This window comes from Psychrobacter sp. MES7-P7E (assembly GCF_002863645.1).
In the GTDB taxonomy this organism is placed as follows: domain Bacteria; phylum Pseudomonadota; class Gammaproteobacteria; order Pseudomonadales; family Moraxellaceae; genus Psychrobacter.
In genome coordinates this window covers 1-25466 of the sequence record NZ_PJBU01000078.1, presented here as the reverse complement: position 1 = coordinate 25466, position 25466 = coordinate 1, and the positions used below count along the sequence as shown (strand labels likewise).

Below are 25466 nucleotides of genomic sequence, written 5' to 3'. Positions count from 1 at the left end.
TAGCTTAGAGCTGATAAAGTGGCGCGTTGTCTGACCAGATATTTGCGCCACTGTTTTAACCATTATCGGTATTAGATCGCGTAATGCCACAAGATATAAAATATTATTCTGTAGGATTGATGTTGTATATCAAACGATTGTCGCATGCGCCAATGCTTTTTAACCCTCTTATATTGGAATCATTATGGCAAGCTTAAAAGAGATACGTGCCAAAGTCACCAGTATTAAAAGCACCCAGAAAATTACTCGTGCTATGCAAATGGTAGCGGCAAGTAAAATGCGCCGTGCGCAAGAGCGCATGGAAGTGGGTCGCCCGTATGCTGATAGTATGCGCCGGGTTATTTCACATTTGGTGCATGCCTCATCAGACTACAAACATCCGTATATGGTATCGCGTCCAGTCAATAAGGTTGGCTATATTGTCATTACCTCTGACCGTGGCCTAGCGGGTGGTTTGAATATTAACTTATTCAAAGCCCTAACTAAAAGTATCCAAGATTATCAAGATCAGTCTGTACAAGCTGAGTTTGCAGTCATCGGTGCCAAAGGTGTGAGTTTCTTTAAAAACTTTGGTGGTAAAGTTACATCGGCTGTGACCGATTATGGCGATAAACCAACGTTTGAACAATTGAATGCACCGGTTCAAGCGATGCTTGAAGACTATAGTAACGGCAATATTGACCGTATCTATGTGGTCTACAACCGATTCGTCAATGCGATGACTCAAAAACCAACAGTCAATCAGTTGGTTCCTCTACCAGAGCAGTCATTCGATGATGAAGACAGTGGTCTACAGACAGAACTTAGCTGGGATTATATCTACGAGCCTGACATCAAGACGTTAATTGATGAATTGCTTGGTCGCTATATTGAGTCGATTGTTTATCAAGCGGTAATGGAAAACATTGCCTCTGAGCAATCTTCACGTATGGTTGCGATGAAAGCGGCAACAGATAATGCTGGTGACCTTATTAACGATTTACAGTTGGTTTATAACAAGCTGCGTCAAGCGGCGATTACCCGAGAAATCTCGGAAATCGTTGGCGGTGCTGCTGCTGTTTCATAATTGACTACACCTATATATAGAAGTTCAAGGAGAACGCAATGAGTAGCGGTCGTATTGTACAGATTATTGGCGCGGTTCTTGACGTTGAGTTCAACCGTAATGAAGTTCCTCAAATTTTTGATGCCTTGCAAGTAGACGGTACCGAAACTACCCTAGAAGTACAGCAACAGCTGGGTGACGGTATTGTACGTACTATTGCAATGGGTTCAACCGAAGGTTTAAAGCGTAACCTACCTGTTACTAATACTGGCGCACCTATCTCTGTGCCTGTAGGTACTGGTACGCTAGGTCGCATCATGGATGTTCTTGGTCGTCCTATCGATGAAGAAGGTCCTGTTGTTGCTGACGACAAATGGTCTATCCACCGTGAAGCACCAAGCTACGCGGATCAGTCAAACAGCACTGAGCTACTAGAGACTGGTATTAAAGTTATCGATCTACTTTGCCCATTCGCTAAAGGTGGTAAAGTTGGTCTGTTCGGCGGTGCTGGTGTTGGTAAAACTGTTAACATGATGGAGCTGATCAACAACATCGCTCTAAAACATGAAGGTTTGTCAGTATTTGCTGGTGTTGGTGAGCGTACTCGTGAAGGTAACGATTTCTATCACGAAATGCAGGAAGCTGGCGTTGTAAACACCGAAGACTTCAGTAAGTCTAAAGTAGCAATGGTATATGGCCAGATGAATGAGCCACCGGGTAACCGTTTACGTGTTGCACTGTCTGGTTTGACCATGGCTGAATATTTCCGTGATACCAAAGATCCTGTTACTGGCAAAGGTCGTGACGTACTATTGTTTGTTGATAACATCTACCGTTATACACTAGCGGGTACAGAAGTATCAGCACTACTTGGTCGTATGCCGTCAGCGGTTGGTTATCAGCCAACACTAGCTGAAGAGATGGGCTTACTACAAGAACGTATTACGTCAACTCAGTCAGGCTCTATCACTTCAGTTCAGGCGGTATACGTACCTGCGGATGATTTGACCGATCCATCACCTGCTACAACGTTTGCTCACTTGGATGCAACAGTTGTACTAAGCCGTGATATCGCATCACAAGGTATCTATCCTGCGGTTGATCCATTGGATTCAACATCACGTCAGCTAGATCCACAAGTAATCGGCGAAGATCATTATAATGTTGCTCGTGGTGTTCAGGAAGTTCTACAGCGTTATAAAGAGCTTAAAGACATCATCGCTATCTTGGGTATGGATGAGCTATCAGAAGAAGATAAACTGGTTGTTTATCGTGCTCGTAAGATTCAGCGCTTCTTGTCTCAGCCATTCCACGTAGCCGAAGTCTTCACTGGTGCACCTGGTAAATACGTACCACTACGCGATACCATTGCTAGCTTTAAAGCAATCATCGCTGGTGAATACGATGACCTACCAGAGCAAGCGTTCTACATGGCTGGTAGCATCGATGAAGTAGTCGCTAAAGCTGAAAAAATGAAGTCTAAGTCAGCGTAAGTTGTATGAGCATAAGCTAACGAGTAGATATAATATAAACCTTGTATCTACTCTTCAGTAACGCATCGCAGTTTTACTGTTTTTTGATCGCGCTTTGATGGTAAGGAATTAAGTATGGCAACGTTACAATGTCGCGTCGTAAGTGCTCGTGAAGAGTTGTATTCAGGCGAAATTAGCATGTTAATAGCTACTGGTACCGAAGGCGAGATTGGTGTATTGCCAGGTCACACACCGCTTATTACTTTGCTAAAGCCAGGTGCAATGCGAGTGCAAACACCAAACGGTGAAGAAGAAGTAATTTATGTCTCAGGTGGTGTACTAGAAGTACAGCCTAAGATGGTTACGGTATTGGCTGATACAGCCATGCGTGCACACAATCTTGACGAAAGCAAAATTGTCGAAGCACGTAAAAAGGCTGAGCAAATGTTAGTTAACCAGTCTGATACGCTACAAACCAATGCGGCTTTGGCCTCACTTGCAGAGTCAGTGGGACAATTACAGACTATTCGTAAGTACAAAAACCGCGCGTAATTTATTACTGATAGCTCTAGCTAATAATTTAGAGTTGTCGCTAGAAATAATGATAAAAAGACAGTCCATTATATGGGCTGTTTTTTTTATGTCTATTCATTATGAAATTAACGGTTCTGCATTGAATACATATGATTATCACTTGGATAATATTTGTGGCAGTTCACTCTATTCTCAGGAAAAATCTTTTATTATCAATGAATCATCGTCCATTGGAATTTTCTTAAAAAGACACTGGCGACAAGGGTAATATATGGTTATATTAGACATAACGTATTATAAGTAACGAGCAGTAACTGTACGCGATAACGTTGGCTCGATGGTTTGGCTAATCAGCAAACGATAGATAATACAAATTGCGATGTAGTAACGAAGTAATTGGCATAATTTCTGGACGCAAACTAAAGTTTTGATAGGGGTAGTTTATAGGTTTTGTTACCGACTATAAGCTATAGTATAGGAAGCTGATAATTTAATAGTATACTGTGCTACCAAGTTTGTAACAGCTATACGAACATCAATTGTGCCACTATATGGTGCTATTAATTTTACCGCTCTTACTTTTACTGCTTTTAAATTAGATGTATTAGAGGATATAACAATGACAACGAATGAAGAAGACAACACCCCCCGAATCTTGATTGTTGAAGATGATGAGCGTCTGGCCATGTTGACTCAAGATTACTTGGTCAAAAATGGTTTAGAAGTGGCAATTGAAACTGATGGTAATCGTGCTATTCGCCGTATCGTCAATGAGCAACCAGATATGGTTGTACTTGATGTCATGCTACCTGGTAGCGATGGTCTGACTGTCTGCCGTGAAGTGCGTCCGCATTATCAAAATCCAATTTTGATGTTGACTGCACGTACTGAAGACATGGATCAGGTATTGGGTCTTGAGATGGGTGCTGACGATTATGTTGCCAAGCCTGCTCAGCCACGTGTATTGCTTGCCCGTATTCGTGCGCTACTGCGCCGCTCAGAAAATGCACCATCAGAAGATGTGCCACAACGTCTGGAGTTTGGCGAGTTAGTAATTGATAACGGCGGTCGTTCAGTTAACCTAGGTGATGAGTTGGTTGATTTCACCAGTGCTGAATATGATCTACTATGGTTGCTTGCTTCTAACGCAGGTCGTATTCTATCTCGTGAAGATATCTTTGAGCGTCTACGCGGTATTGAGTATGATGGTCAAGATCGTTCAATTGACGTACGTATCTCACGTATTCGTCCAAAAATCGGTGATGATCCAGAAAATCCAAAGCGTATTAAGACCGTACGTAGTAAAGGCTATCTATTCGTAAAAGAAGGCAACTAATATTGTTGCTTCTATAGGTTGATTAATTATTAATCACTATTCGAAAAAACCAGCAACGATGCTGGTTTTTTTGTGGCTAAATTTTAATTTTTAAACTTAAATGCAGTGTTATGTGGTTTAATTAAGCCATTATTATAGACGCTGACTAAATATATGTCATACATATAAGTCTTTGGATGATTGCTGCATATGGATTAAAATACGGTAATTAAAAGTCAAAGTTAAAGTCTATCCCTATTCGATCATGTTCGATATCGTCAAACACATAGCACTACCTATATGTTTGATGATATTGGCAATCTCTATTTATTAAGTTGGTCACGGCACGTATGTCATTAGTCTCTTCTTTAAAACACAGTATTTTTGTTCGTATCTATGCTGGGCTACTTATAGTCTGCTTGTGTGTGGCACTCTTTGCGCAGTTATTGATGGATACCATCAATAAGGAACGTGTGCAGTCCTATCGTGAAAATATGGCAATGGGGGCGTTCCATTTGGTGAGTGAAGGAATCTCTCACCAAAATAGCGAGGAAGAGCGTGAATATTGGTTATCAGATGCGAGCAGTTTGTTTGGTACTACTTTTAAAGTCTTGCCTATTGACGAAGTAGACTTTAGTGCCAGTGAGCTACGCCGCTTTAAAAATGATAATACCGTTGTACGTTATTTTAACCAGCCTGTATATGCAGATGTTTATTATCGTTTGCCGGATAACAAGAGTGTTTTAACAGCGAGAATCTCTCAAGTTACCGAACAGCAAGTGCGGGCAATCGCGGTCTTTTTGTTAGACGATTTGTCTTATCACATGACACTGTCGGACAAACGCGCACGTTTGGCTGAATTGGAGAAGAAGTTTTCTTTTCCTTTAGCGTTCAAAGCAGTCAATACACTTGAGTTAGATTCAGATCAGATGTCTCGTCTGCGTCGTGATGAAGTTGTTATATCGCTGCAAGATACTAACAGTAGTACGAGTAACTCTGCGATTAGGGTAATAGTACCCTCTGAAATCAATGATATGGCAATTTTGATTGGGCCTATACCGTTATTTAATTGGTTCCCGCTTAACTTAATTATTAGTATGATTCTTATTAGCATGTTCCTAATTAGCTTAGGTGTATATGCGCTCATCTTCCCGCTTGAACGTAAGCTACAATTGATTCAGGTAGGTGTGAATGAGGTCAGTCAAGGTAACCTTGATATTCAAGTACAGGTTATTGGTCAAGATGAAATAGCACGTTTGTCAGCGACTTTTAATGCCATGACCTCGCATATTAAGCGTTTGATTGAATCACAGCGAGAGCTTACCCGAGCGGTTTCACATGAGCTTCGTACGCCAGTGGCTCGTATTCGATTTGCAGTAGATATGCTTGCTGATACGGATGACGAAGACTCACGTTTTATGCAGCGTGATTATATTGATGAAGATATTGAGTCGCTTAATGGTTTGATTGATGAGATTTTGACCTATGCTAAGCTTGAGGAAGGGTCACCAAAGTTAGATTTAGAACCAGTGAACTTAAGAGAACTGTTAGAGCAGATCGAGCGCGAAACCAATGCACTCGGTAAACCGATTAAAATAGTAACCAGTTTACCAAATGCAAAAGTAACGGCAGTGGCAGATAGACGTTACTTACACCGTGTGATTCAGAACCTTGCAGGTAATGCGTTACGCTATGCAGAAACAACCATTATCATTAGTGCAGGTGTCAAAAAAGGCAATGCCTTCGTCAGTGTCGAAGATGATGGACATGGTATTCCTGAAGCAGATCGCGAAAAAGTATTCATTCCATTCTCACGCTTAGATGACAGCCGTACACGCGCGTCAGGTGGCTATGGCCTAGGCTTGTCTATTGTATCGCGTATTGCCTTTTGGTTTAATGGTAGTATGAAGGTAGATGAGAGTCGTGAATTAGGCGGTGCAAGGTTCGTAATGACATGGCCTATTAAACCATTGACGCAAATTCTTGCTGCTGATGAGTTAACGCAAGAGAAAAGCGAGCGCGACTTCGATACTAAGTTGTCAGACTAAACCAAGTTATAGGGCTAAGCTATAAGAGCAAGCTATCAGACTAAATCATCAGACTACGCCATAATTATTAGTCATGATACTAAAGACAATCAGCGCCATTTTAATGGTATAGCACGATAGCGCTTTATAGCCAGGTGACGCACTTGTCGCTATTTTTAAGACAGTTGGACAATGTCATAGGAGGGCATAGGATGCCATATTTATTTGGTGGCTTGGTAGTGTTGAATGCGATTACGCTAGGCTATTATTTGTTCTTAAAACAGCCGTCAACGACCCAAACACTACAAACAGCTCAGGCTGAAATTACCCAGCCATTAGCTTTTACTAACAGTGCTGAGTATATTCCACCGGCTATTGGTAGCAAAGACTAGCTTTGATATCTTTGCTTATTCAGATTGAAGTCTTATCACTATTTTAAATTTGGCGCTGTACTGCCTACCTCAGTTACTTCGTCTATGTCAGCCGCTAACGTAGTATCTCCAGCGACTTTAGAGAGTAGGGGAATGCGTACACATACTTGTAGCCCACCTTCAGGGTGGTTAATGGCTTCGACGGTACCATGATGTAATCGTGCAATACGATCAACAATCGCAAGACCTAGACCGCTACCTTGAGTAGTCCGTGCCGTCTCTCCACGTTCAAACGGTTGCATAATCCGCTCTAATTGATCGTCAGCGACGCCATCACCGCAATCTCGTACACAAATCACTAGCTGTTCTTGAGCTTCTTTGTTTACCACATTTTCGCTGACCACATCCGTATCTTCGTCTTCGACAGTTTCTATAAATGTCGGTACAACCGTTGCCGATAAATAAATAGGTGGTTTTCCATAACGATTGGCATTATTAACCAAGTTGATAATCAGACGCTTGATAGATAATGGACGTACAGGAACCACCTTGTCGCATTCTGACTCATATACAAACTTCATTGGCGCAAACTGCACCATAATTTCGTTAAATATAGTGTCTAGATTGGTCAAGCTGACTGGCTCATCAGAACCATCTTTCATAAATGAGATGAACTGCTCTAAAATGGCATCCATATCCTCAATATCGTAAATCAGCCCTTCACGAAAAAAATCATCTGGTAGCATCTCTGCGGTCAAGCGCATACGTGTCAACGGCGTCCGCAAATCGTGTGAGATGCCGGCAAGCATGATTGTTCGCTCTTTTTGAGCTTGGTTCAATGTCGTAAACAGTCGGTTAAACGCCATATTAACTTGACGTATTTCTGTGGGACCTTTCTGAGTGGGCAGTGTGGTTGCATGACCGAGACGAATATAGTTAGTAGCTGCCCGCTGTAGGTAGCGTAGCGGGCGATTTAACTGACGGGCTAATAGAATAATCGTTAGTAGCGATAGGATAGGCAGTCCGATCAAAAATAGCACCAGTAACGTCGGGCTATATTGTGAATAGTAAACCACAGGCTCACGCACCCAAAAACTATCATCACGGCTGTCTTGTACCCATAGCTGAGGTGTTGGCTTAAATTTAAAATAAACTTCTACAGGGCGGCCGAGCTGTGCACCGATTTCACGTTGTAATACATCCGTAAAAAAGCTCACGAATGGCTTGTCAGCGACTTCTGGAAAGTCGCTTGGGTTATTCACCACGACGACATGAGAGTGCTGGTAAATCCATTGACGTACTTCGGGACGACCTTGCCAGTCTTTATTGACGCTATTGATCAGCTGTAATTCACTCGTTAAATAACGCGCATGGTTTTTTAACTCTGGCAGATACAGACTGCGCCAAAAGAACAAAATCGATAAGCTCACACTGATAAGCACGATAAAGGCAACCATCAAGGTCGTTAGCCAAGTGTTGGAATAAGAGCGTGGCAGCCAACCTTTACGACGCGGCTTTGGGTTCGGAGAGATCATATGTGTCCAACAGAGTAAAAGAAAAGTTAGCGTGATATAGCGTGTAGCTCTTTAATTGCGATTGCCTTAAAGCTAGTCCGTGCATCAATCTATAGCGGTATATCATAGAATAGCATAATCAATAAATAGTACTGATACAGTATGCAATCGACGAGCGAGCCAAACAGTTATTGGAATAGATATAAAGTTAAGCTTAAGGATAAATGTATTTAGCAATCATCTATTTTTCAGAGAGAGCGACAGTAATCTATAGAATCTAAAGAAAAACTTTAAAAATAAGCCATTATTATCAGTTATATTTTACTTAGGTCGACATTTAAGCTATTGTTAATAAATAATTAAATATGCACAGTTTATGTTTTCAACAAATAAAGACTGTGATATAATTATGCCCTTTTTGGTATACCTGCGAAAGAGAGAATTCACATGGTTGTTATTCGTTTAGCACGGGGCGGTGCCAAGAAACGCCCATTTTATCAAGTAGTTGTTGCTGATCAACGCCGCGCGCGTGACGGTCGCTATATTGAAAACATCGGCTTTTTTAACCCACTCGCTAAAGAGTCTGAAGAAGCAGTACGCCTAAACATGGAAGCGTACAATGCGTGGATCGCAAAAGGTGCACAACCTTCAGATCGCGTTGCTTCATTAGCAAAAGCTTACAACAAGTCTGCAGCTCAAACTGAAGCAACTGCTTAAGTTTTGGTTGTTACTGAGACGTTCATAGCAAAACTATGACATGACTCAGTAGACTTTAGAATACATAGCGTAACTGGTCTGACCAGGGTGCGCCATTAACTGTTTATCGCTTTTGACGCAATTGTTTTTGCAATTGCTGTTTTAATCATTGTTAGGTTAGCTGCTATGTCATCTGTTCCAAACGCTAGTGCCCTTATGAAAATTGGTCAGCTTAAGAAGCCTTACGGCATTAAAGGCTGGCTTTGGGTATTCAGTGATACTGATGACCGTACAGCGATATTCGACATGAAGCCGTGGTGGATGAAAACTGCCACTGGCATGAAACCTTTGACTGTGAAGGCTTGGCGTGAGCAAGGAACAGGAATTGTGGCTCAATTTGAGCAGATTCCTGATCGTAATGTTGCTGAGACTATGAACGGTGTTACCGTTTGGGTCGAGCAAAACGTCCTACCTGAAACAGCTGAAGACGAATATTATTGGTCGGATTTGGTCAGTCTGCGCGTGATGAACGAGCAGGATGAGTATCTAGGTAATATCACTGAAATGTTTGAAACCGGTGCCCATGACATCATGCGTGTAACGGCAAATTCAGACAGTTTAGACAATGAAGAACGCCTGATTCCATGGCATAAGCAAACTGTGATAGAAGTCAATATGACTGAAAAAACAGTGCTTGTGGCATGGCCGAGTGATTACTAATAGTATTTCTGGCTTTTTAGTCAGACGTTATTAGTACTTACACCGATTGTTTTAGCCTCAACGCAAGTAGACATCAGATGTATTTTGCCGTAATTAGTATTTTTCCTGAGATGTTTGCCACGATTCGTGAATTTGGAATCACGGGCCGAGCAGTGACTCAAGAGCAAGTTACGATTGAATGCATTAATCCACGTGATTATACCACCGATAACTATCGCCGTATTGATGAGCGCCCTTATGGGGGTGGTCCTGGGATGGTGATGATGGCTGAGCCATTATCGAAAGCCATTGAGGATGCACGATTGCGTGCCAGTCAGCATGGTTGCCGTGTCGATAGTGAGCACTGTCCGGTGATTTATATGTCACCGCAAGGACAGACGCTTAGTGAAAGTAGCGTAGTCAATATGACTGATTACGATGGCATGATTTTATTATGCGGTCGTTATGAAGGTATTGACGAGCGTTTACTATCACAATATGTCGATATGGAAGTATCGTTAGGTGATTATGTGTTGACTGGTGGCGAGTTGCCAGCAATGGTGCTGATGGATAGTGTGATACGTCGTCTGCCCGATATCATGGGTGATGACAAGTCAGCGGAGCAAGACTCTTTTGTCGATGGCTTGCTTGACTGTCCACACTATACTAAGCCGCATGAGTTTGCGGGTATGGCGGTTCCTGAGGTATTACTTTCAGGTCACCATGCCAATATCGCTAAGTGGCGTTTTAGTCAGCAAGTCAGTCGTACGCAAACGCGTCGTCCAGACTTATGGCAAGCGTTTACTCCAACGGTAGAGCAAGCGAAGTGGTTGAAAGCATTGGCCAAAGCAGATAAAAAGTAGATTTTTAAAATCTGACTTTATTGTTACTAGGTTTGATAAACAGTTAAGAAACAGAATTTTGAGCAATAATAAAACGAGTCATCACATAGTGGCCGTTGGTTATAACCCATTTACGTTGTGTCTCACTATAAAGAGATGCGATTAATTATTACAAACAGGTGATATGCGTTAAGCCTCTATTATCTAATGTGAGGAGATAACTCTCATGAGCAACAAGCATCCATTGGTTCAGGTCATCGAAAACGCTCAATTGATTGAGCGCCCAAACTTTGCACCCGGCGATACCGTTGTGGTACAAGTAAAAGTACGTGAAGGTGAGCGTGAGCGTTTACAGGCTTTTGAAGGCGTTGTAATTGCTAAGCGTAATCGCGGTTTAAACTCAGCGTTTACTGTACGTAAAATCTCAAGCGGCGTTGGTGTTGAGCGTGCATTCCAATTGCATTCACCAATCATCGATAGCATTGAAGTGAAACGTCGCGGTGCTGTTCGCCGTGCGAAACTGTACTACTTACGTGAGCGTTCTGGTAAATCAGCACGTATCCGCGAAAAACTTGCGCCACGTCCAGCTCAGAAAAAGACTGACGCTGGCGTACCTGATGCAGTTGATACTGCACCTGGTATCTAAGCACAAGTTTGCCGTTTTGAGTTAATCCTATAATTTTAGGATTGGCTCAAGACAAGGTAATAGTAGATACAAGCCCTTATTCATAGGTTTATTTATAAATAAGCGGGCCATACCAAAAAAGACGAAACCCCAATCTATGCGAAAGCTAGATTGGGGTTTTTGTATGTATAGCATTAATAATTTAAGTTTTATCAGCTCCGATATTATCAGCTCTAATAGTGCCAGTTATAAGCTAAAGCTTATTGAGCATCAAATGTATCGATGCGATTTACTTGCTCTTTGGACTTACTGTATTTGCGCAGTCTAATGTATAAAGTCTTGGTGACGGTCGCAATGAGCTTTTGCTGCTCATCAACGATATCGACTTTATACTCACGGAATACCGCTTCGCCTTCTTTTGCCAACTCTTGAATAGTAATAATTTCAGAACTAGGTATTTTCATGCGTGCAGTGACTTTGCTACTGCCAGGCGCAACAAAATCAATGTGTGAGCTTTTGTCCCACACTACGTAATTGCTACCCAGTTGGTGCATCAGCATGAGCATATAAAAAGGGTCAACCATCGAATATAAGCTACCACCGAACTGAGTACCGACGATATTTTTGTTCAGAGTATTTAGTCCCATGCTTACCACGCACAAACCCTGATCGAGACTGATATGATCGATTTTGATACCTGCGCCAATGTATGGTGCATAAGTATTAAGGCGCAGCTTTAATAAATGCGGTGTCAGCAATGGCATGATGCTTTGCTTGGCCCGACGTTTCAAGGTCTCAAGGTTGGTAGGTAATACGCTCATAAACTTGTCCTGTTGCCTTTTTTTAATTTTTTGATTGTATCAATAATGCGGTTTTAAACAATGTCACTGAGAAATAAATCGATAAAAAGTATTTATCATAATTAAAAAGTACTCAGCCCGCTAGCTCTAAAGCGTAACCGAAATGACATATTTATGCCCACTTACAGGTAACGATCGTTATTTATTATAACTATCTTTGCTATTCATCTATGTGATAAAAAATCATCTAGATGTAAATAATTATCAATAAAACGGTCGTTTATCCTAATTTAAAGTCTATAAAAGAGAGATTTTTTCCTCATGGTTTTCTATTAAGGTCAATTTTGTCTCAAATAGAAACTTTAGTTTATATATTATAATGAGATACATAGTATCTTTAAATGGTTTTAGGTTCGCATTTCATCAAGTCTTGGCATACAATAGTTCGCAGTTTGTAATAGGCGCTTTGGTCTATGACATTAGAGCAGAGCGTGTGTAGTCAATCAAAGACGTAATCGACACAAGGAAATGTGATGAGTAACCCTCAGACCCCCTCTTCAGGGTCTAATACGCCGACCTCGAACGTAAACCACGACAGTCAAGTACAAGGCAGTTATGTAGATTTGCATAAGCCCAGTTCTAGTTTCGACAGTCGTGATGCTTATTTAAACCATGAATTACAAATCATGCAGCCGAAACGCTGGCGTCCTAATTTACCATTCCGTGATTACCGTTTTGAATACGAAGATACTATTCCAGCAATGGCCGCGACCATTGGTAAAGTTGTTATGGTGGGCGCCATTGCAGCAACCTTTGCAGGTCCACTCGGCTTAGGTGATGCGTTTGTTCTAGAAAACGTACGCTACGAGCTATTGATCGTCTCCTTCTTTATTATCTTATTTTCGGGATTTTTATTGCCGACGGCCAACCTTGCTGGTACTCACGGTCCACTTATTCCTTTGATTCCTATTGTGGTAGCAGCTGGTGGGCACCCGATGGCCTTTGGTTTGCTTATCGGTGCTTTTGGTCTGCTCCTCGCGATTAGTAAAGGGGGGAGTCTACTAGCCAACTTAACCAGTAAAGGTGTGTGCGGTGGCCTATTGATTTACTTGGGCTTTATCGGAACCACATCACAGGTCAAAAATCTCTTTGCTTGGGCAGAAGGGATTGGCATGTCGCATATCGCTTTCTTTATTATTCTGGCGACTATTCTGCTGTATGCATTGCTTGAGCATTGGCAAAAACGCTGGCTCGCGGTTCCGCTAAGCTGTGTGTTAGGTGGAGGTCTTGCATTTGCATTGGGCGCACCTTTTGAGTTCAAAACAGCGCCAGGTCTACCAAACATGAATCCAATGTATTGGTGGGGCGAAAACACAGGTTGGATGTTAGGTCTGCCGACGATTGAAAGCTTCATTGTAGTACTGCCGTTTGCTATTTTGGCCGTGGCAATGTGGTCGCCAGATTTCTTGGGCCATCAAGTATTCCAAAAAATCAGCTATCCTAAGCGTACTGAAAAAGTGCTTATGGATATTGATGACACCATGACCAGTGCTTCATTTCGTCAGGTAGTCGGCTCTGTATTGGGCGGCTCCAACTTTGCGTCATCTTGGGGAACGTATATTGTTCCTGCGGCGATTGCTAAACGTCCAATTCCTGCCGGTGCTTTATTGACGGCTCTATTTTGTATTATCGCAGGGGTTTGGGGCTATCCAATGGATTTAGCCATCTGGCAACCAGTGATGTGTGTGGCCTTGATCGTTGGGGTGTTTATTCCATTACTAGAAGCTGGTATGGAGATGACGCGTGAAGGTAAAACCACGCAGTCTGCTGCTATCGTAGTATTCGCGTCGGCATTGGTTAACCCAGCCTTTGGTTGGTCGCTCACGTTGTTGCTTGATAACTTGGGCTTGATTGGCTCTAAAGAACGTAGTGCGAATTTGACTAAGATGAGCCGCTGGATCATACCGGGTATTATGTTCCTGGTACTGACAGGCGTCATGGCTATCGTTGGTATGCTGCCGGGTATCCCAGCATTGATGGCTAACTTCCGTCATTAGTAGTATGTGATTGAATAAACGATAATAGAACAGACTAAGCCGGCGAAAGCTGGCTTTTTTATGGGTAGCACTGCGATAATAATTGGCTTGTAAAACAATGACTCCCGCCCCATAACTAGCAGTATTACTAAGATTTTTAAGAGCAACAAATTCTATGGTTAATGTCTCAGAATCGAGTCCTGTCGATGATAAAAAAGCCCGTCTTAAGCATCTGATTAAACGCCTTCCTAACTTGCCAGGAGTGTATAAGATGCTGGGTAAGAACGGCGATATATTATACGTTGGTAAAGCTAAGTCGCTAAAAAGTCGGGTAAATAGCTATTTTGCCAAAACGATAGATCATCCAAAGACACGGGCGCTAGTGGCACGGATTCATAATATTGAGACTATCATTACGCGTAGTGAGACCGAAGCGCTGTTGCTTGAGCAGAATCTAATCAAAGAACATCGACCGCCTTATAATGTGCTGCTGCGTGATGATAAATCCTATCTTTATGTGTTTATCTCAGCCGATAAGCCTTATCCACGTTTGGCCTACGGTCGCGGTAAAGGTAATCATCAAAAAGGTCGATTCTTTGGCCCGTTCCCCTCTGCACATGCGGCAAAAGAAACGTTGGTATTGATGCAAAAGATGTTTCAAATGCGTCAATGTACCAACACCTTTTTTAAGCAACGTCAGCGTCCTTGCCTTGAGTATCAGATTAAACGTTGTCGTGCGCCCTGTGTCGGTTTGGTATCGCCAGAAGAGTATGCAGAAGATGTGAATAATACCATCCGTTTTTTAAAGGGCGACTCTAGCGATATTCATACGACTTTGATTGAAAAGATGGAAGCATCAGCTGAAGCACTAGATTTTGAAAAGGCGGTATTTTATCGCGATCAGCTGTCCATGCTACGTGAAGTACAAGCAAGGCAAGCAGTCTACACAGTACAAGGTGAGGCAGATGTGATTGCGATTGCCAGTCAGGCTGGCATGACCTGTGTGAACGTACTGACGGTACGTGGTGGACGTGTATTGGGTGGAAAAAATTATTTCCCAGATGTGGATAGTAGTGAGTCGTTAGCAGATAACCTATCAGCCTTCATTACGTCATTTTATTTCCAAGTGACCGATGATTTGCCCGCTGAAATCATATTGAGCCATCAGATACCAGATCAAGTGGCAGTAAGTGAAGCATTGGCAACGCATTTCGGTAATAAAGTAGTCATCAAGACCAATGTGCGTGAGCACCGTTCAGAGTGGCTGGACTTAGCAACACTAAATACCGGTAATGCATTAAAAACCAAGCTTGGCGATTATCTAGAGCTACATGCGCGCTTTGGTGCGCTAAAAGACGTACTGGCGACTGTCACTGATCGGACGATTGATCGTATTGAATGCTTCGATATCTCACATACGATGGGTGAGGCGACCATTGGTAGCTGCGTGGTGTTTGACCAAGGTGGCTCGCGCCGTCGTGATTACCGTCAGTATGCTATTCATGATATTCAAGGTGGCGATGACTATGCAGCGATGAAGCAAGTGCTGACCAGACGTTATAAGAAGCAGCCATTGCCGGATTTGCTATTGGTTGATGGTGGTAAAGGTCAGCTTGGTATTGCCAAAGAAGTATTAACTGAGTTGGGTATTCTTGATGACACCTTGCTCATTAGTGTGGCAAAAGGGGAAGGGCGCAAGGCTGGGCTTGAGGTATTGCACTTTATCAATCATGAGCCGTTAGATCTACCGATGGATAGCAAAGCATTGCACTTGCTGATGCATATTCGTGATGAGGCGCATCGTTTTGCGATTACCGCTCACCGTAAAAAACGGGATAAGCGTCGCTCTTCATCAGTGCTAGAGGTGATACCGGGACTGGGCGAGAAACGTCGTCGTGACTTGCTCAATCATTTTGGTGGTATGCAGCAGCTGCTTGGCGCTTCACAGCAAGAGTTGGCAGGCGTACAAGGAATCGGACCAGTACTCGCAAAAACGGTTTATAAAGTACTGCATGAGTAATGGATTAGATATTATCAACCAGCAGTTTTTATTGATTGTCTATAAATACGATTGTGTGGAAATTAAACAAAAAAGGGGTAGTCTTGGAGAATTTTACTTATCCAAGACTACCCCTTTTTTAATAAGCTTTTACTACTTATCAGTTTCTACTTTATAAGTGGTAAACTTAAAGCTTAAATCGCTTTTTTCATCGTGCATTTGCTCAGATTCGTCTGCTACTTTAAAGCGTTCTGGCAACTCAGGATAAAATGCATCGCCGTCAGCAATGTCAGTATCTACATGAGTCAGCTCAATACGGTCGGTGTACATCAGAGCGTCACTAAATACTCGCTCGCCGCCAATCACCCAAATCGTATCGAGATGCGCGCCATGAGCAAGGCTAGCTGCTTGTGTCAGAGCATCGTCTAGGTTGTGTACCACATAAGCATTGCTGCTATCTGCAAGACCTTTTGTCTCAGCATAATCCATCTGTGTCGTGACAATAAAGCTCACACGCTTAGGTAATGGTTTACTACCCATTGACTCAAATGTCTTACGACCCATGATCACGATACCTTGAATCTTGCTATCATTTTCTTTGGTCGTCATGCTTTTGAAATGTTGCAAATCTGCTGAGATATGCCACGGTAGCTCATTGTTTTTGCCAATACAGCGATTGCTACTAATAGCAGCGATTTGGGCAACTTCGGTATGGGCATAGCTCATAATATATCCTTTTTATTGTATTCTTAAATTTTGCTCTTATTTAGCGTAGTTAACCAGACTAACTCTATACGGCAACTTTGGCTTTGATAGCAGGGTGCGACTCATAGTCATTGACGCTAATGTCTTCGTACTCAAATGCAAATATGTCTTTTACTTCAGGATTCAAAGACAATGTCGGCAGTTTATATAGCGAGCGAGTCAACTGTAACTCAGCCTGCTCACGGTGGTTTTGATAGATATGGCAATCACCACCTGTCCAAACAAACTCTCCAACTTCTAAACCACACACCTGCGCGATCATATGAGTCAATAGCGCATAGCTCGCAATGTTAAAAGGCACGCCTAGGAAATTTACAACCCCTAATTTATGCACAAGTCGTTTTACTTTCTAGTGTAGAGTATTATATTCTGACTGTGCATTTCTAATTATGCACACTACGGACTATGTAATCAGTCAGTTGTCCTTAGAAGTAATACCAACATTATCTAATTTACCGAGTGCATATCTTGATAAGAGATATTATATCTTATCAAGACATATAAAACACTTAGCTCAATACTAAAACCCGATCAACTGCTGATCACAAATAGCCATAAGCTCATCGGTCATGGCACAAGGCGGCATTATTAGGGTAGTGATATACTCTAAACTAAATACCGAATCATAATAAGGATGCATTATGAGCGATGATTGGATATATATCGGAGCTGATATCTATAGATACGAATGGTCAAAAATTGGTAAAACAACTCGTGGCCTTAACACACGGCATACTTCATCTCAAAACCCAGGGTACTTTATTTATACAGCTTACAATATTGTTAGAGGTGATGTTCACGAGATAGAGACGAAACTATTAAATCGTGTTGAATCCATATTTTCTGATAGAAGACTGCTTCACTTTAGTACTGGCAGTAAGAGTGAGTGCTTTTTTCTAAATCCCAATGAGATAACTTATGTTGTTGAAGATTTTATTGAAGAGCAATATTCATCATGTGTATTTTATGAAGATCTGCCTCATACACCTATAAGCCGATATCAATGTGATCCACATGTGTATCGGATGTTTGAAAAATCGAATACATCATTTGGTCTTGGCCAGAATTCAACTCATTTGTTCAATGATAATATGGGGTATGGGGTTGGACAAAATATAGATCCTTCGCTTGATGAGGATATAGAGTTTTGGCATGACAAGACTCCAACTGATCCTCCGAATAATTTGGGATTGTCTCGCAATAATTATTTCTCTGGTAATCAGATACAGCACGAAACAGATCTAGGTGATGGTAATTTCGTGGATCATAGTACAGGAATGCATGGATACAGATATGAAGATGGATCTGTAGAATGGAGGGAGTGAGGACAGATCGAGTACTGTAAGTTTGAGCCTTACATACACACGCATAAAAAAATCCGACTTGAAGTCGGATTTTTTTATATCATTTAAACACTTAGCCCAATACTAAAACTCACCCTAAAGCTCTATCAACCAATGCATCAGTAAGCTGAACTTGCGTCTCTTGAGACTGCTGTATCTTTTCTTTTAGCTGATCGCAAAGTGATAAAAGTCCCTCAACTTTTTTTGCAATACTATTCAATTCGTTTAATGGAGGTAAAGGAACTAATAAAGAGCCTAGAATTTCTAAATTGATGTTTTTTTGAGCAGTCGAAGGAGCAAAGTCTTCAAGATGGTTTTTTGCTGTACGCAAGTAGTAATCAAAATAGGAAATATCCATTGCCTTATCAAACGTTAAAAATCCAACTACACTATCAGGAAAACACGCATCAAACCCTAACAAAGCAGTATCTGCTATGTTGGCTGCGATTGTTATACACAACGTATTTCTAGGCCACAATCTGCTCTGAGCAAGGCCATGTTCATTGTATAAAGATGTATATGTCTCGATAATATTCTCTGCCCTTGCTACATCACCTGTTTGTACAAGAGGAATACTACCCTTTGCGAAAAGTGTAGGGTCATTTCTAGGCCTGTGTTTCGATTTACCACGAGCTAGCTCACCAACTTCTGGCAAACGACACCACGTCCATCCTTGCGGCAACTCAAAAGGTTTCTCATCATCTGTAATAGCAGGTAAAGGCTTTTCTTTTTTTATAACTTTCTCTTTAATCAACTGCTCTTTTTCTTCCGCAATCTTTTCTAACAACACCGAAGCAGGTTCTTCATCTGGATTTTGCGGAACTAACTTACCCATTACCGCCAATTGCAGCACAGTTTGCTTTAGAGCTTCGATGCTTTGCTCAGTAGTGAACAGGCTGTCGAAATGCTCAGCAATTCTCGCCCAGTTTTGTGCCAGCTCATCAGCGCCAGCACTATCTGTCAACGTGGCTAATAACACTTCCACAAGCGTAGCGTGAGCCTCGATACTGGCTTCGGTTTGCTGCTCTAGCTGATCACATAACAGCATGAGTTCATCGACTTTAGCGACGATGCGTTTTTGTTCTGCAAGCGGTGGAAGTGGAATAGGATTGCTTTCAAAAAAACTTCTTGGGACTCTTTTATGTCCAGCAGAGCCAGTCATAAGCTTTCGACCCATAGTTAAGAAGTTAGGTGATTTAAAATATAAAAGAAGAAAATTTCTTTCAACTTGCTCTCCAAAAGGACGCGCAACATGGAGTTCTGTTGTCCCTGCGCCAATACCATTTTCTAAATTACGAAAAATAGCAGCTTTACTATTTTCAAAACAAGGTGTTATTTTCGCAATAGCAATATCGCCATTAGCAAAATGGGTATAGCCTTTCTTTATTTCACTCCAAGGCCTTGATTCAGAATCATGTACTCCATCGTATGATGTAGTGATTAGAGTCATTGGAACAAATGATGCTTTAGTTTTATCATCAACATTCGTATTACGTGGGTTTATCTCTGTTATAAAGTTAAGTCGAGTCCACTGCCACTCACGAGGAAGATCAAAAGGTTTTTCATCTTCATTAACTTTACCATCTGCTTTAGTCTTCTTAATCTTCTTATCTTTAATCAACTGAGCTTTTTCAGCCGCTATTCTTTCTAACAAAACAGAGGCAGACTCATCATTAGCATCCTGCGGCACTAGCTTGCCACGTACTGCTAACTCCAAAATCAGCTCACGTAATTTGCTAATGCCGTATAGCTCATACTTTTTGCTACTGCCACGCCCACTAGTCGATTTAGCCAGTATAGCGCTAGTCCAGATATCGATATGTTCAGTGATCAACTGCTCTGGTTTGTTTGCGTCTTTACCCACCTCTAAGCTCGTTTTTACATTCATAGCTACTTGTCCTCTGTCGTGTTAGCAGACAGCGCAGCGCCCAGTACATCTTTTAATTGGCTGCGTAAAGTATCGATACTCTGTTGTTGTTTGGCATAGTCAGCGAGTAATTTATTAGGGTCATAATCAATGACTTGATCAACAAACGGATTTTTTATATCAAAATTAAATATAGCATTGAATATACTATCGCCAGCCTGTTGGCTATTGTTAGCATCACGGCGCAGATTATTGATTTTAGTTTCTAGCGCTTCAACTTTTTTTAGGTTATCAGGCTTTAACTCATCGCTGGCAGCTTTTAGTTCTGCACGTAACACTTTAAGATTAGGCTCTAAAGCACTGACTTCACCTAAGAGTACTGTTGCTTTGTCCCAGTGTGGCTTTGCGTCTTTTTCAGCTGTTTTACGCTTACTGCTGAAGTCAACTTTCCAAGCGTGATCATTTTCAACACGACTGGCGAAGCCGTCAGATTCATTGCCCCACCAATCAATCTCGGTTTGAAACTCTTCAAACTTCATTGGTTTGGTTTTACTATAGTTTTTAACGCCTTCAGGATAAGGATGCTCATAAAACCAAATATCTTTGGTTGGCTGACCTTTGGTAAAGAAGAGAATATTGGTCTTAATGCCTGTATAAGGGTTAAAAACACCGTTTGGTAAGCGCACGATGGTATGTAGATTACATTCTTCTGTAAGCATTTTCTTTAGCTTGGTTTTTACTCCTTCACCAAACAAGGTGCCATCAGGTAATACGACGGCAGCGCGGCCTTTATCTTTCAAGACCTCAATGATTAATTGTAAAAACAAATCAGCCGTTTCGCGTGTTTGGAACTCAGCAGGGAAGTTCTTTTCGATACCGTGCTCTTCAGTGCCGCCAAAAGGCGGATTAGTTACGATGACATCAATATCACTGTCCCAGCTCGACAGCGGCTTATTTAGAGTGTTATCGTGGCGTATCTGTACGGGTACTTCGATACCATGCAGCATCATATTGGTTGTACAGAGCAAATGCGGCAGTTGTTTCTTTTCAAACCCCAAAATCTGCTGCTGTAGCGCTTGATGATCTTCGGCAGTTTCGACATAGTTGTTTTTGACATGATCAAATGAGCAGGCCAAAAATCCACCTGTACCACAAGCTGGATCCATAACGCGCTCACCGAGCTTTGGATCTACACGGTCAACGATGAAGCGTGTCACAGCACGAGGGGTATAAAACTCACCTGCATTGCCTGCACTCTGTAAATCACGCAACAGTTGCTCATAGATATCACCAAATAGATGGCGCTCATCTGAACGATTGAAGTCCACTTCGTTGAGTTTATTAATCACTTGGCGTAGCAGCGTACCGTTTTTCATATAGTTGTAGGCATCGCTCAAACCTTGACGCACCACAAATCCACGTGGGTTGGTATCTACTGGCGCTGTCAGGTTTTTTAGCTCAACGAATATTTCATCATTTACGAACTCTAGTAACTCATCACCAGTGATACCTTCGGGATCAGCTGCCCAATTACGCCAAAGGTATTGCTCAGGGATGGGGCTCTTATAGTTTTCTTGTTCGAACTCAAGCGCTTCTTCTTGTGCATCAAATATCTTGAGAAACAATAACCATGACAATTGGCTTAAACGTTGGGCATCACCATCGACACCAGCATCTTGACGCATGATATCTTGAATAGACTTAATAACTGAACTGATTGACATGTAGTTTCTCTTTTCAATAAACAGTATGAATAAAACAAGCCTCAATAAGAGGCTTAGATATATGGATTGTAGCTAATTTTTTCTAGTTGCTTAAGCTTGTTTGGGTGGCGGTGCCCAATAGATTTCACTTTCAAGATCACTAATGGCTTGCTGATAATCTTGTTTACTACCGAAGCCTTCTCTGACAATTTCCATCGGACTACCTAATTGATCAAGTGGTTTTACTTTAAGCACGTTTAGGCTTTCGATCTCTTCTACACCCGCATCAGCATACTTATCGAGCAAGGCATTTAGTACTTTTTGAGCAGTGTCTGAATACTTGGTAAAGTAATTGCGCTTCTTAACTTCATTCGCACGTTCACGACGCGTCAAGGGTGGCTGGTCATATACCACATGGCAAATTAGGTCGAAGGGGTCCATGTCTGAACCGACCTCTTCCTGTAGTGCTTCCCAAATAATACCAGCATTTGCCAGCTCATCAATGATGGTTTGTTTGCGCTCAGTATCGTTCCAACGCTTGGTAAACTCGTCCAAACTAGCGAACTGCTTAGTGAAAGTTTTGCGAGTATAGTCCTGAAAAGACTCGGTGACTAGCTTACCATCAGTATCATAATACTGGATACGCTGTGCCGTTACTTTTACAGCTACACCTTTCACATGGTATTTTTTCGCGGGTTCACTGACACCTATGTCATCACCCATACCAGCCCCTAAATCAAAGCCACTCTTATCATCTTGGGTTGTGTAGGCCAGATCAGTACCATTAGCAATATCTAACTCTGCGTCTGATTCTCCATCGACCACTTCGTCTAGCTCAGCACTTCCTTCATTAATTTGTGCTGGCGTCACGGTCATGATACGTTCAGGAATACCATCGAAGCGCTCATCTGCAAATAGCTCAGTCGCTTTTTTGAAGTCAAGAATCGTAAACCATAGCTTGCCGTATTTATCATTGATACGAGTGCCACGGCCAATAATTTGCTTAAACTTAGTCATCGATTTGATGTTTTGATCTAACACGATAAGCTTACAAGTTTGTGCATCAACGCCTGTTGTCATTAGCTCTGACGTCGTCGCTATTACTGGATAAGGTTTCTTTGGATTGATGAAGTTATCAAGCTGTGCTTTGCCCAACTCATCATCGCCCGTGATTTTCATGACATACTTTTCGTTCTTTTTGACCTGCTCGGGATTGCAGTTAATCAGAGCACGGCGCATACGCTCTGCATGATCAATATCATTACAGAACACAATGGTTTTGGCCATTGGGTCAGTACGCTCAAGGTAGCTTGTGATGGTCTGAGCCACCAATTCAGTACGCTCATCAATCACCAGACTACGATCAAAGTCTTTTTGGTTATAGATACGATCTTCAATCAACTCACCATGCCTATCTGTCTGTCCTTTGGTTGGACGCCAGCCTTGTAGGTCGACATCGATATCAATTCGAACCACTTTATAGGGCGCTAAAAACCCATCTTCGATACCCTGTTTTAGGGTATAGGTATAAACAGGATCCCCAAAGTAATAAGAATTAGATACCTCTTCAGTCTCTTTAGGTGTTGCTGTTAAGCCTACTTGTGTGGCGCTATTGAAATACTCCAATATCTCACGCCAAGCACTGTCTTCCGCAGCGCTACCTCGGTGGCACTCATCAATGACAATCAGGTCAAAGAAGTCTGGTGCGACCTGCTTAAAGGCTTTCTGATGCTCTTCTGGACCTGTTAACGCTTGATATAAGCCTAAATGAATCTCGAAGGCTGGATCAACGGTACGGCCTTCTATTTTGGTCATCGCAGTGCCGAAAGGCTGAAAGTCATTTACCCGTGTTTGATCGACCAAAATATTACGATCTGCTAAAAACAAGATACGTTTCTTTTCTCTAGCCTTCCACAGACGCCAGATGATTTGAAATGCAGTGTAAGTTTTACCCGTCCCTGTTGCCATTACGAGCAGGATGCGATCCTGTCCACGAGAAATGGCTTCTATGGTCTTATTGATGGCTTGTAGTTGATAGTAGCGCGGTGATTTACCACTGCCATCATCATGATAGTCTTGAGTGATGATAGGTAGCTGAGATTGCGTATAGCCTTTCCACTGACAGTACTTATCCCATAGCTCAGCTGGCGTCGGGAAGTCTGCTAGTGAAATCTCAGTTTCGAGGGTAGTAGTACTAGTCTTATCATGAAAAATAAAGCCATCACCATTGGATGAAAACACAAACGGCACTTCGAGCAGCCCAGCATAATCAAGCGCTTGCTGCATCCCTTTACCAATAGAGTGTTTGTTTGCTTTGGCTTCGATAACCGCAAGTGGCAGATTAGGCTTGTGATATAGAACGATATCAGCAGACTTGACCGTCTTACGCACTGCCATTTGACCACGGACAATAACCTTCCCATCACGAAGCTTCACCTCTTCGCGAATTTGAGTCATGTCATCCCAACCTGAGCTTTTAATGGCAGGTAGAATAAACTTGCTGATAATATCTGTTTCAGATAATTCTAATTTGTTGATACCAGCCATGGCAGTAGGCTTCCTATCTAGCTAGTGTTGGGGGTAATTTATACTTTAACATATGTTGTGTCTTATTTTTCTATTGGAGTATCAATCTTAAGTACTTAAAGACCTTTGATATGATATTAGTGCATAATTAACGTGATATAAAAATACTATGGTATTAGCTTAGCGGTAACTAACTTATACTTTAATTCTAATAGTTACCATTTTAAGAAATAGCATTAGGTAATAATTGTATATTTATTTTAAGGTAGTATACATTTCATCTTCTACTTACATTCACAGATGACTACTACGTTTAGTCACAATTAACTGATAATCTAAGGAACATATGTCCGACATTAACTTTAATCAACGTCTAAATAGGTTAGAAGAGCGCAGGAAAGGTTCTAATTTTAGTTACTCATTTGATGGTCTCAATGAAGATACAGTTTTAAAAAGAGAACTTGATACCTTAAAAGAGTCTATGGAAAGCTGGCAGTCCGCATCAGATAAACCGTCTGTACGTTATGCTTTAGGTGCAATGCAAGAAGTAGGAAAGCGTTATACGGAGATATCCGTTGAAACTGCAGTTAGAGTTCAAAAACAGCTTAAATCTAGGTTGATGGATAATCATGGTATAAATACTGAGTATAGACTCCAAGGCTCTGTACCTTTGAACGTACATATAAAGGGTATTAGTGATGTTGATTTACTTGTTATTGATGAGTCGCATTATAGATCAGAGCATTATTTGGAAACTTTGCGTTCTCAAGATATTACAGAAATAAGCAAATTAAGAGCAGCATGTCACATTCAATTAAAAAGTGCCTACCCTGCAGTAACAGTTGACAATACTGGTGCCAAATGTATTAAGTTAGTAGGTGGTTCGCTTCAACGTGAAGTTGATGTTGTGCCTTCTCACTGGGTAAGAACAGATAAATACCAACAAGAAAAAAAGGCGTATGATCTTGGAGTCAACATACTTGATAGTAAAACTCCAACTACTTTGATGAACTTACCTTTTAGACATATTTACCTTATTGATACTAGGTGTAGGTATTTAACAGAGGGTGGGCTGAAAAAGTCTATACGGCTGTGTAAGACTTTAAAGGCCGACTTAATTACAGAAGGTTCTAAAATACACCTCAGTAGCTTTGATATAGCATCTATTATGTATCATGCAAACTTAGATAACTTAAAAAAAGGTAGTCATTACCCGTTAGCAGTTGTATTAGAGACACAAAGATTTTTCGATTATTTATATAATAACTCTTTTCGTAGGGATCTTTT

At 41.6% G+C, this 25466-nt stretch carries 19 protein-coding genes and 2 pseudogenes; 14 read left to right on the top strand and 7 right to left on the bottom strand.

Annotated elements, in window-relative coordinates; genetic code table 11:
* Positions 1 to 184: 184 nt before the first annotated feature.
* From atpG to CXF62_RS04825, 6 genes are all read left to right on the top strand, one after another.
* Entirely contained in the window at positions 185 to 1066 is an 882-nt protein-coding gene (gene atpG, locus CXF62_RS04850) for a F0F1 ATP synthase subunit gamma (RefSeq protein WP_102093132.1), read from the top strand.
* A 38-nt stretch (positions 1067 to 1104) separates the two neighbouring features.
* Positions 1105 to 2538: a F0F1 ATP synthase subunit beta gene (gene atpD / locus CXF62_RS04845; RefSeq protein WP_101205954.1), complete on the top strand. Its 1434-nt coding sequence runs from the start codon at positions 1105 to 1107 to the stop codon at positions 2536 to 2538.
* Positions 2539 to 2652: 114 nt separating this feature from the next.
* Positions 2653 to 3069 carry a F0F1 ATP synthase subunit epsilon gene (locus tag CXF62_RS04840; RefSeq protein WP_057761996.1) on the top strand — a complete coding sequence of 139 codons (417 nt, stop codon included), beginning with the start codon at positions 2653 to 2655 and terminating at the stop codon, positions 3067 to 3069.
* A 601-nt stretch (positions 3070 to 3670) separates the two neighbouring features.
* Positions 3671 to 4387, top strand: a complete 717-nt coding sequence (locus tag CXF62_RS04835; RefSeq protein ID WP_057761994.1) for a response regulator — start codon at positions 3671 to 3673, stop codon at positions 4385 to 4387.
* Positions 4388 to 4716: 329 nt separating this feature from the next.
* Entirely contained in the window at positions 4717 to 6414 is a 1698-nt protein-coding gene (locus CXF62_RS04830; protein WP_102093131.1) for an ATP-binding protein, read from the top strand.
* A 191-nt stretch (positions 6415 to 6605) separates the two neighbouring features.
* Entirely contained in the window at positions 6606 to 6785 is a 180-nt protein-coding gene (locus tag CXF62_RS04825; protein WP_057761990.1) for a hypothetical protein, read from the top strand.
* A gap of 38 nt (positions 6786 to 6823) precedes the next feature.
* On the opposite strand, the gene CXF62_RS04820 is transcribed toward CXF62_RS04825, so the two are convergent.
* The gene (locus CXF62_RS04820) at positions 6824 to 8299 is read right to left on the bottom strand and encodes an ATP-binding protein (protein WP_102093130.1); all 1476 of its coding nucleotides are present in this window, start codon (positions 8297 to 8299) and stop codon (positions 6824 to 6826) included.
* A gap of 426 nt (positions 8300 to 8725) precedes the next feature.
* Between CXF62_RS04820 and rpsP the strand changes: the two genes are divergently transcribed.
* The 4 genes from rpsP to rplS all read left to right on the top strand — a co-directional run bounded on the left by rpsP (position 8726) and on the right by rplS (position 11161).
* Positions 8726 to 8995, top strand: a complete 270-nt coding sequence (rpsP, locus tag CXF62_RS04815; protein WP_021812802.1) for a 30S ribosomal protein S16 — start codon at positions 8726 to 8728, stop codon at positions 8993 to 8995.
* Between the two features lie 165 nt (positions 8996 to 9160).
* Positions 9161 to 9694: a ribosome maturation factor RimM gene (gene rimM, locus CXF62_RS04810; protein ID WP_101205950.1), complete on the top strand. Its 534-nt coding sequence runs from the start codon at positions 9161 to 9163 to the stop codon at positions 9692 to 9694.
* 77 nt (positions 9695 to 9771) lie between these two features.
* A complete protein-coding gene (trmD, locus tag CXF62_RS04805; RefSeq protein ID WP_102092093.1) occupies positions 9772 to 10536 on the top strand; it encodes a tRNA (guanosine(37)-N1)-methyltransferase TrmD in 765 nt (254 codons plus the stop codon).
* 205 nt (positions 10537 to 10741) lie between these two features.
* A complete protein-coding gene (gene rplS / locus CXF62_RS04800) occupies positions 10742 to 11161 on the top strand; it encodes a 50S ribosomal protein L19 (protein ID WP_102093129.1) in 420 nt (139 codons plus the stop codon).
* Positions 11162 to 11400: 239 nt separating this feature from the next.
* On the opposite strand, the gene CXF62_RS04795 is transcribed toward rplS, so the two are convergent.
* On the bottom strand, positions 11401 to 11961 hold the full coding sequence (locus tag CXF62_RS04795; protein ID WP_102093128.1) for a DUF4442 domain-containing protein: 561 nt from the start codon (positions 11959 to 11961) through the stop codon (positions 11401 to 11403).
* A gap of 512 nt (positions 11962 to 12473) precedes the next feature.
* Here CXF62_RS04795 and CXF62_RS04790 point away from each other — a divergent pair.
* Positions 12474 to 13997 carry a DUF3360 family protein gene (locus CXF62_RS04790; protein WP_102093127.1) on the top strand — a complete coding sequence of 508 codons (1524 nt, stop codon included), beginning with the start codon at positions 12474 to 12476 and terminating at the stop codon, positions 13995 to 13997.
* A gap of 154 nt (positions 13998 to 14151) precedes the next feature.
* Complete coding sequence (gene uvrC / locus CXF62_RS04785; RefSeq protein ID WP_102093126.1) at positions 14152 to 15996, top strand: excinuclease ABC subunit UvrC; 1845 nt, start codon at positions 14152 to 14154, stop codon at positions 15994 to 15996.
* A gap of 132 nt (positions 15997 to 16128) precedes the next feature.
* Here the strand turns inward: uvrC and CXF62_RS04780 are convergent, their stop codons facing one another.
* Positions 16129 to 16701 (bottom strand): dihydrofolate reductase, encoded by a 573-nt coding sequence (locus CXF62_RS04780; RefSeq protein WP_102093125.1) that lies wholly within the window; start codon positions 16699 to 16701, stop codon positions 16129 to 16131.
* Between the two features lie 64 nt (positions 16702 to 16765).
* Positions 16766 to 17050 (bottom strand): annotated as a pseudogene (gene thyA, locus CXF62_RS04775) (thymidylate synthase); the annotation flags it as partial.
* A gap of 331 nt (positions 17051 to 17381) precedes the next feature.
* Here thyA and CXF62_RS04770 point away from each other — a divergent pair.
* Complete coding sequence (locus CXF62_RS04770; protein WP_102093123.1) at positions 17382 to 18065, top strand: hypothetical protein; 684 nt, start codon at positions 17382 to 17384, stop codon at positions 18063 to 18065.
* A 109-nt stretch (positions 18066 to 18174) separates the two neighbouring features.
* Here CXF62_RS04770 and CXF62_RS04765 read toward each other — a convergent pair whose 3' ends face one another.
* From CXF62_RS04765 to hsdR, 3 genes and pseudogenes are all read right to left on the bottom strand, one after another.
* Positions 18175 to 19971 carry a restriction endonuclease subunit S gene (locus CXF62_RS04765; protein ID WP_102093122.1) on the bottom strand — a complete coding sequence of 599 codons (1797 nt, stop codon included), beginning with the start codon at positions 19969 to 19971 and terminating at the stop codon, positions 18175 to 18177.
* Positions 19972 to 20252: 281 nt separating this feature from the next.
* Positions 20253 to 21674, bottom strand: a pseudogene (locus CXF62_RS04755) (N-6 DNA methylase); the annotation flags it as partial.
* Between the two features lie 90 nt (positions 21675 to 21764).
* On the bottom strand, positions 21765 to 24191 hold the full coding sequence (gene hsdR, locus CXF62_RS04750; RefSeq protein ID WP_197707693.1) for an EcoAI/FtnUII family type I restriction enzme subunit R: 2427 nt from the start codon (positions 24189 to 24191) through the stop codon (positions 21765 to 21767).
* Positions 24192 to 24525: 334 nt separating this feature from the next.
* Here hsdR and CXF62_RS04745 point away from each other — a divergent pair.
* Positions 24526 to 25466 (top strand): nucleotidyltransferase family protein (locus tag CXF62_RS04745; protein ID WP_102093120.1); only part of this gene is annotated, 941 nt, incomplete at its 3' end.

Coding starts and splice junctions, on each gene's coding strand:
- atpG (WP_102093132.1), top strand. CDS start 185: ATGGCAAGCTTAAAAGAGATACGTGCCAAAGTCACCAGTATTAAAAGC.
- atpD (WP_101205954.1), top strand. CDS start 1,105: ATGAGTAGCGGTCGTATTGTACAGATTATTGGCGCGGTTCTTGACGTT.
- CXF62_RS04840 (WP_057761996.1), top strand. CDS start 2,653: ATGGCAACGTTACAATGTCGCGTCGTAAGTGCTCGTGAAGAGTTGTAT.
- CXF62_RS04835 (WP_057761994.1), top strand. CDS start 3,671: ATGACAACGAATGAAGAAGACAACACCCCCCGAATCTTGATTGTTGAA.
- CXF62_RS04830 (WP_102093131.1), top strand. CDS start 4,717: ATGTCATTAGTCTCTTCTTTAAAACACAGTATTTTTGTTCGTATCTAT.
- CXF62_RS04825 (WP_057761990.1), top strand. CDS start 6,606: ATGCCATATTTATTTGGTGGCTTGGTAGTGTTGAATGCGATTACGCTA.
- CXF62_RS04820 (WP_102093130.1), bottom strand. CDS start 8,299: ATGATCTCTCCGAACCCAAAGCCGCGTCGTAAAGGTTGGCTGCCACGC.
- rpsP (WP_021812802.1), top strand. CDS start 8,726: ATGGTTGTTATTCGTTTAGCACGGGGCGGTGCCAAGAAACGCCCATTT.
- rimM (WP_101205950.1), top strand. CDS start 9,161: ATGTCATCTGTTCCAAACGCTAGTGCCCTTATGAAAATTGGTCAGCTT.
- trmD (WP_102092093.1), top strand. CDS start 9,772: ATGTATTTTGCCGTAATTAGTATTTTTCCTGAGATGTTTGCCACGATT.
- rplS (WP_102093129.1), top strand. CDS start 10,742: ATGAGCAACAAGCATCCATTGGTTCAGGTCATCGAAAACGCTCAATTG.
- CXF62_RS04795 (WP_102093128.1), bottom strand. CDS start 11,961: ATGAGCGTATTACCTACCAACCTTGAGACCTTGAAACGTCGGGCCAAG.
- CXF62_RS04790 (WP_102093127.1), top strand. CDS start 12,474: ATGAGTAACCCTCAGACCCCCTCTTCAGGGTCTAATACGCCGACCTCG.
- uvrC (WP_102093126.1), top strand. CDS start 14,152: ATGGTTAATGTCTCAGAATCGAGTCCTGTCGATGATAAAAAAGCCCGT.
- CXF62_RS04780 (WP_102093125.1), bottom strand. CDS start 16,701: ATGAGCTATGCCCATACCGAAGTTGCCCAAATCGCTGCTATTAGTAGC.
- CXF62_RS04770 (WP_102093123.1), top strand. CDS start 17,382: ATGAGCGATGATTGGATATATATCGGAGCTGATATCTATAGATACGAA.
- CXF62_RS04765 (WP_102093122.1), bottom strand. CDS start 19,971: ATGAATGTAAAAACGAGCTTAGAGGTGGGTAAAGACGCAAACAAACCA.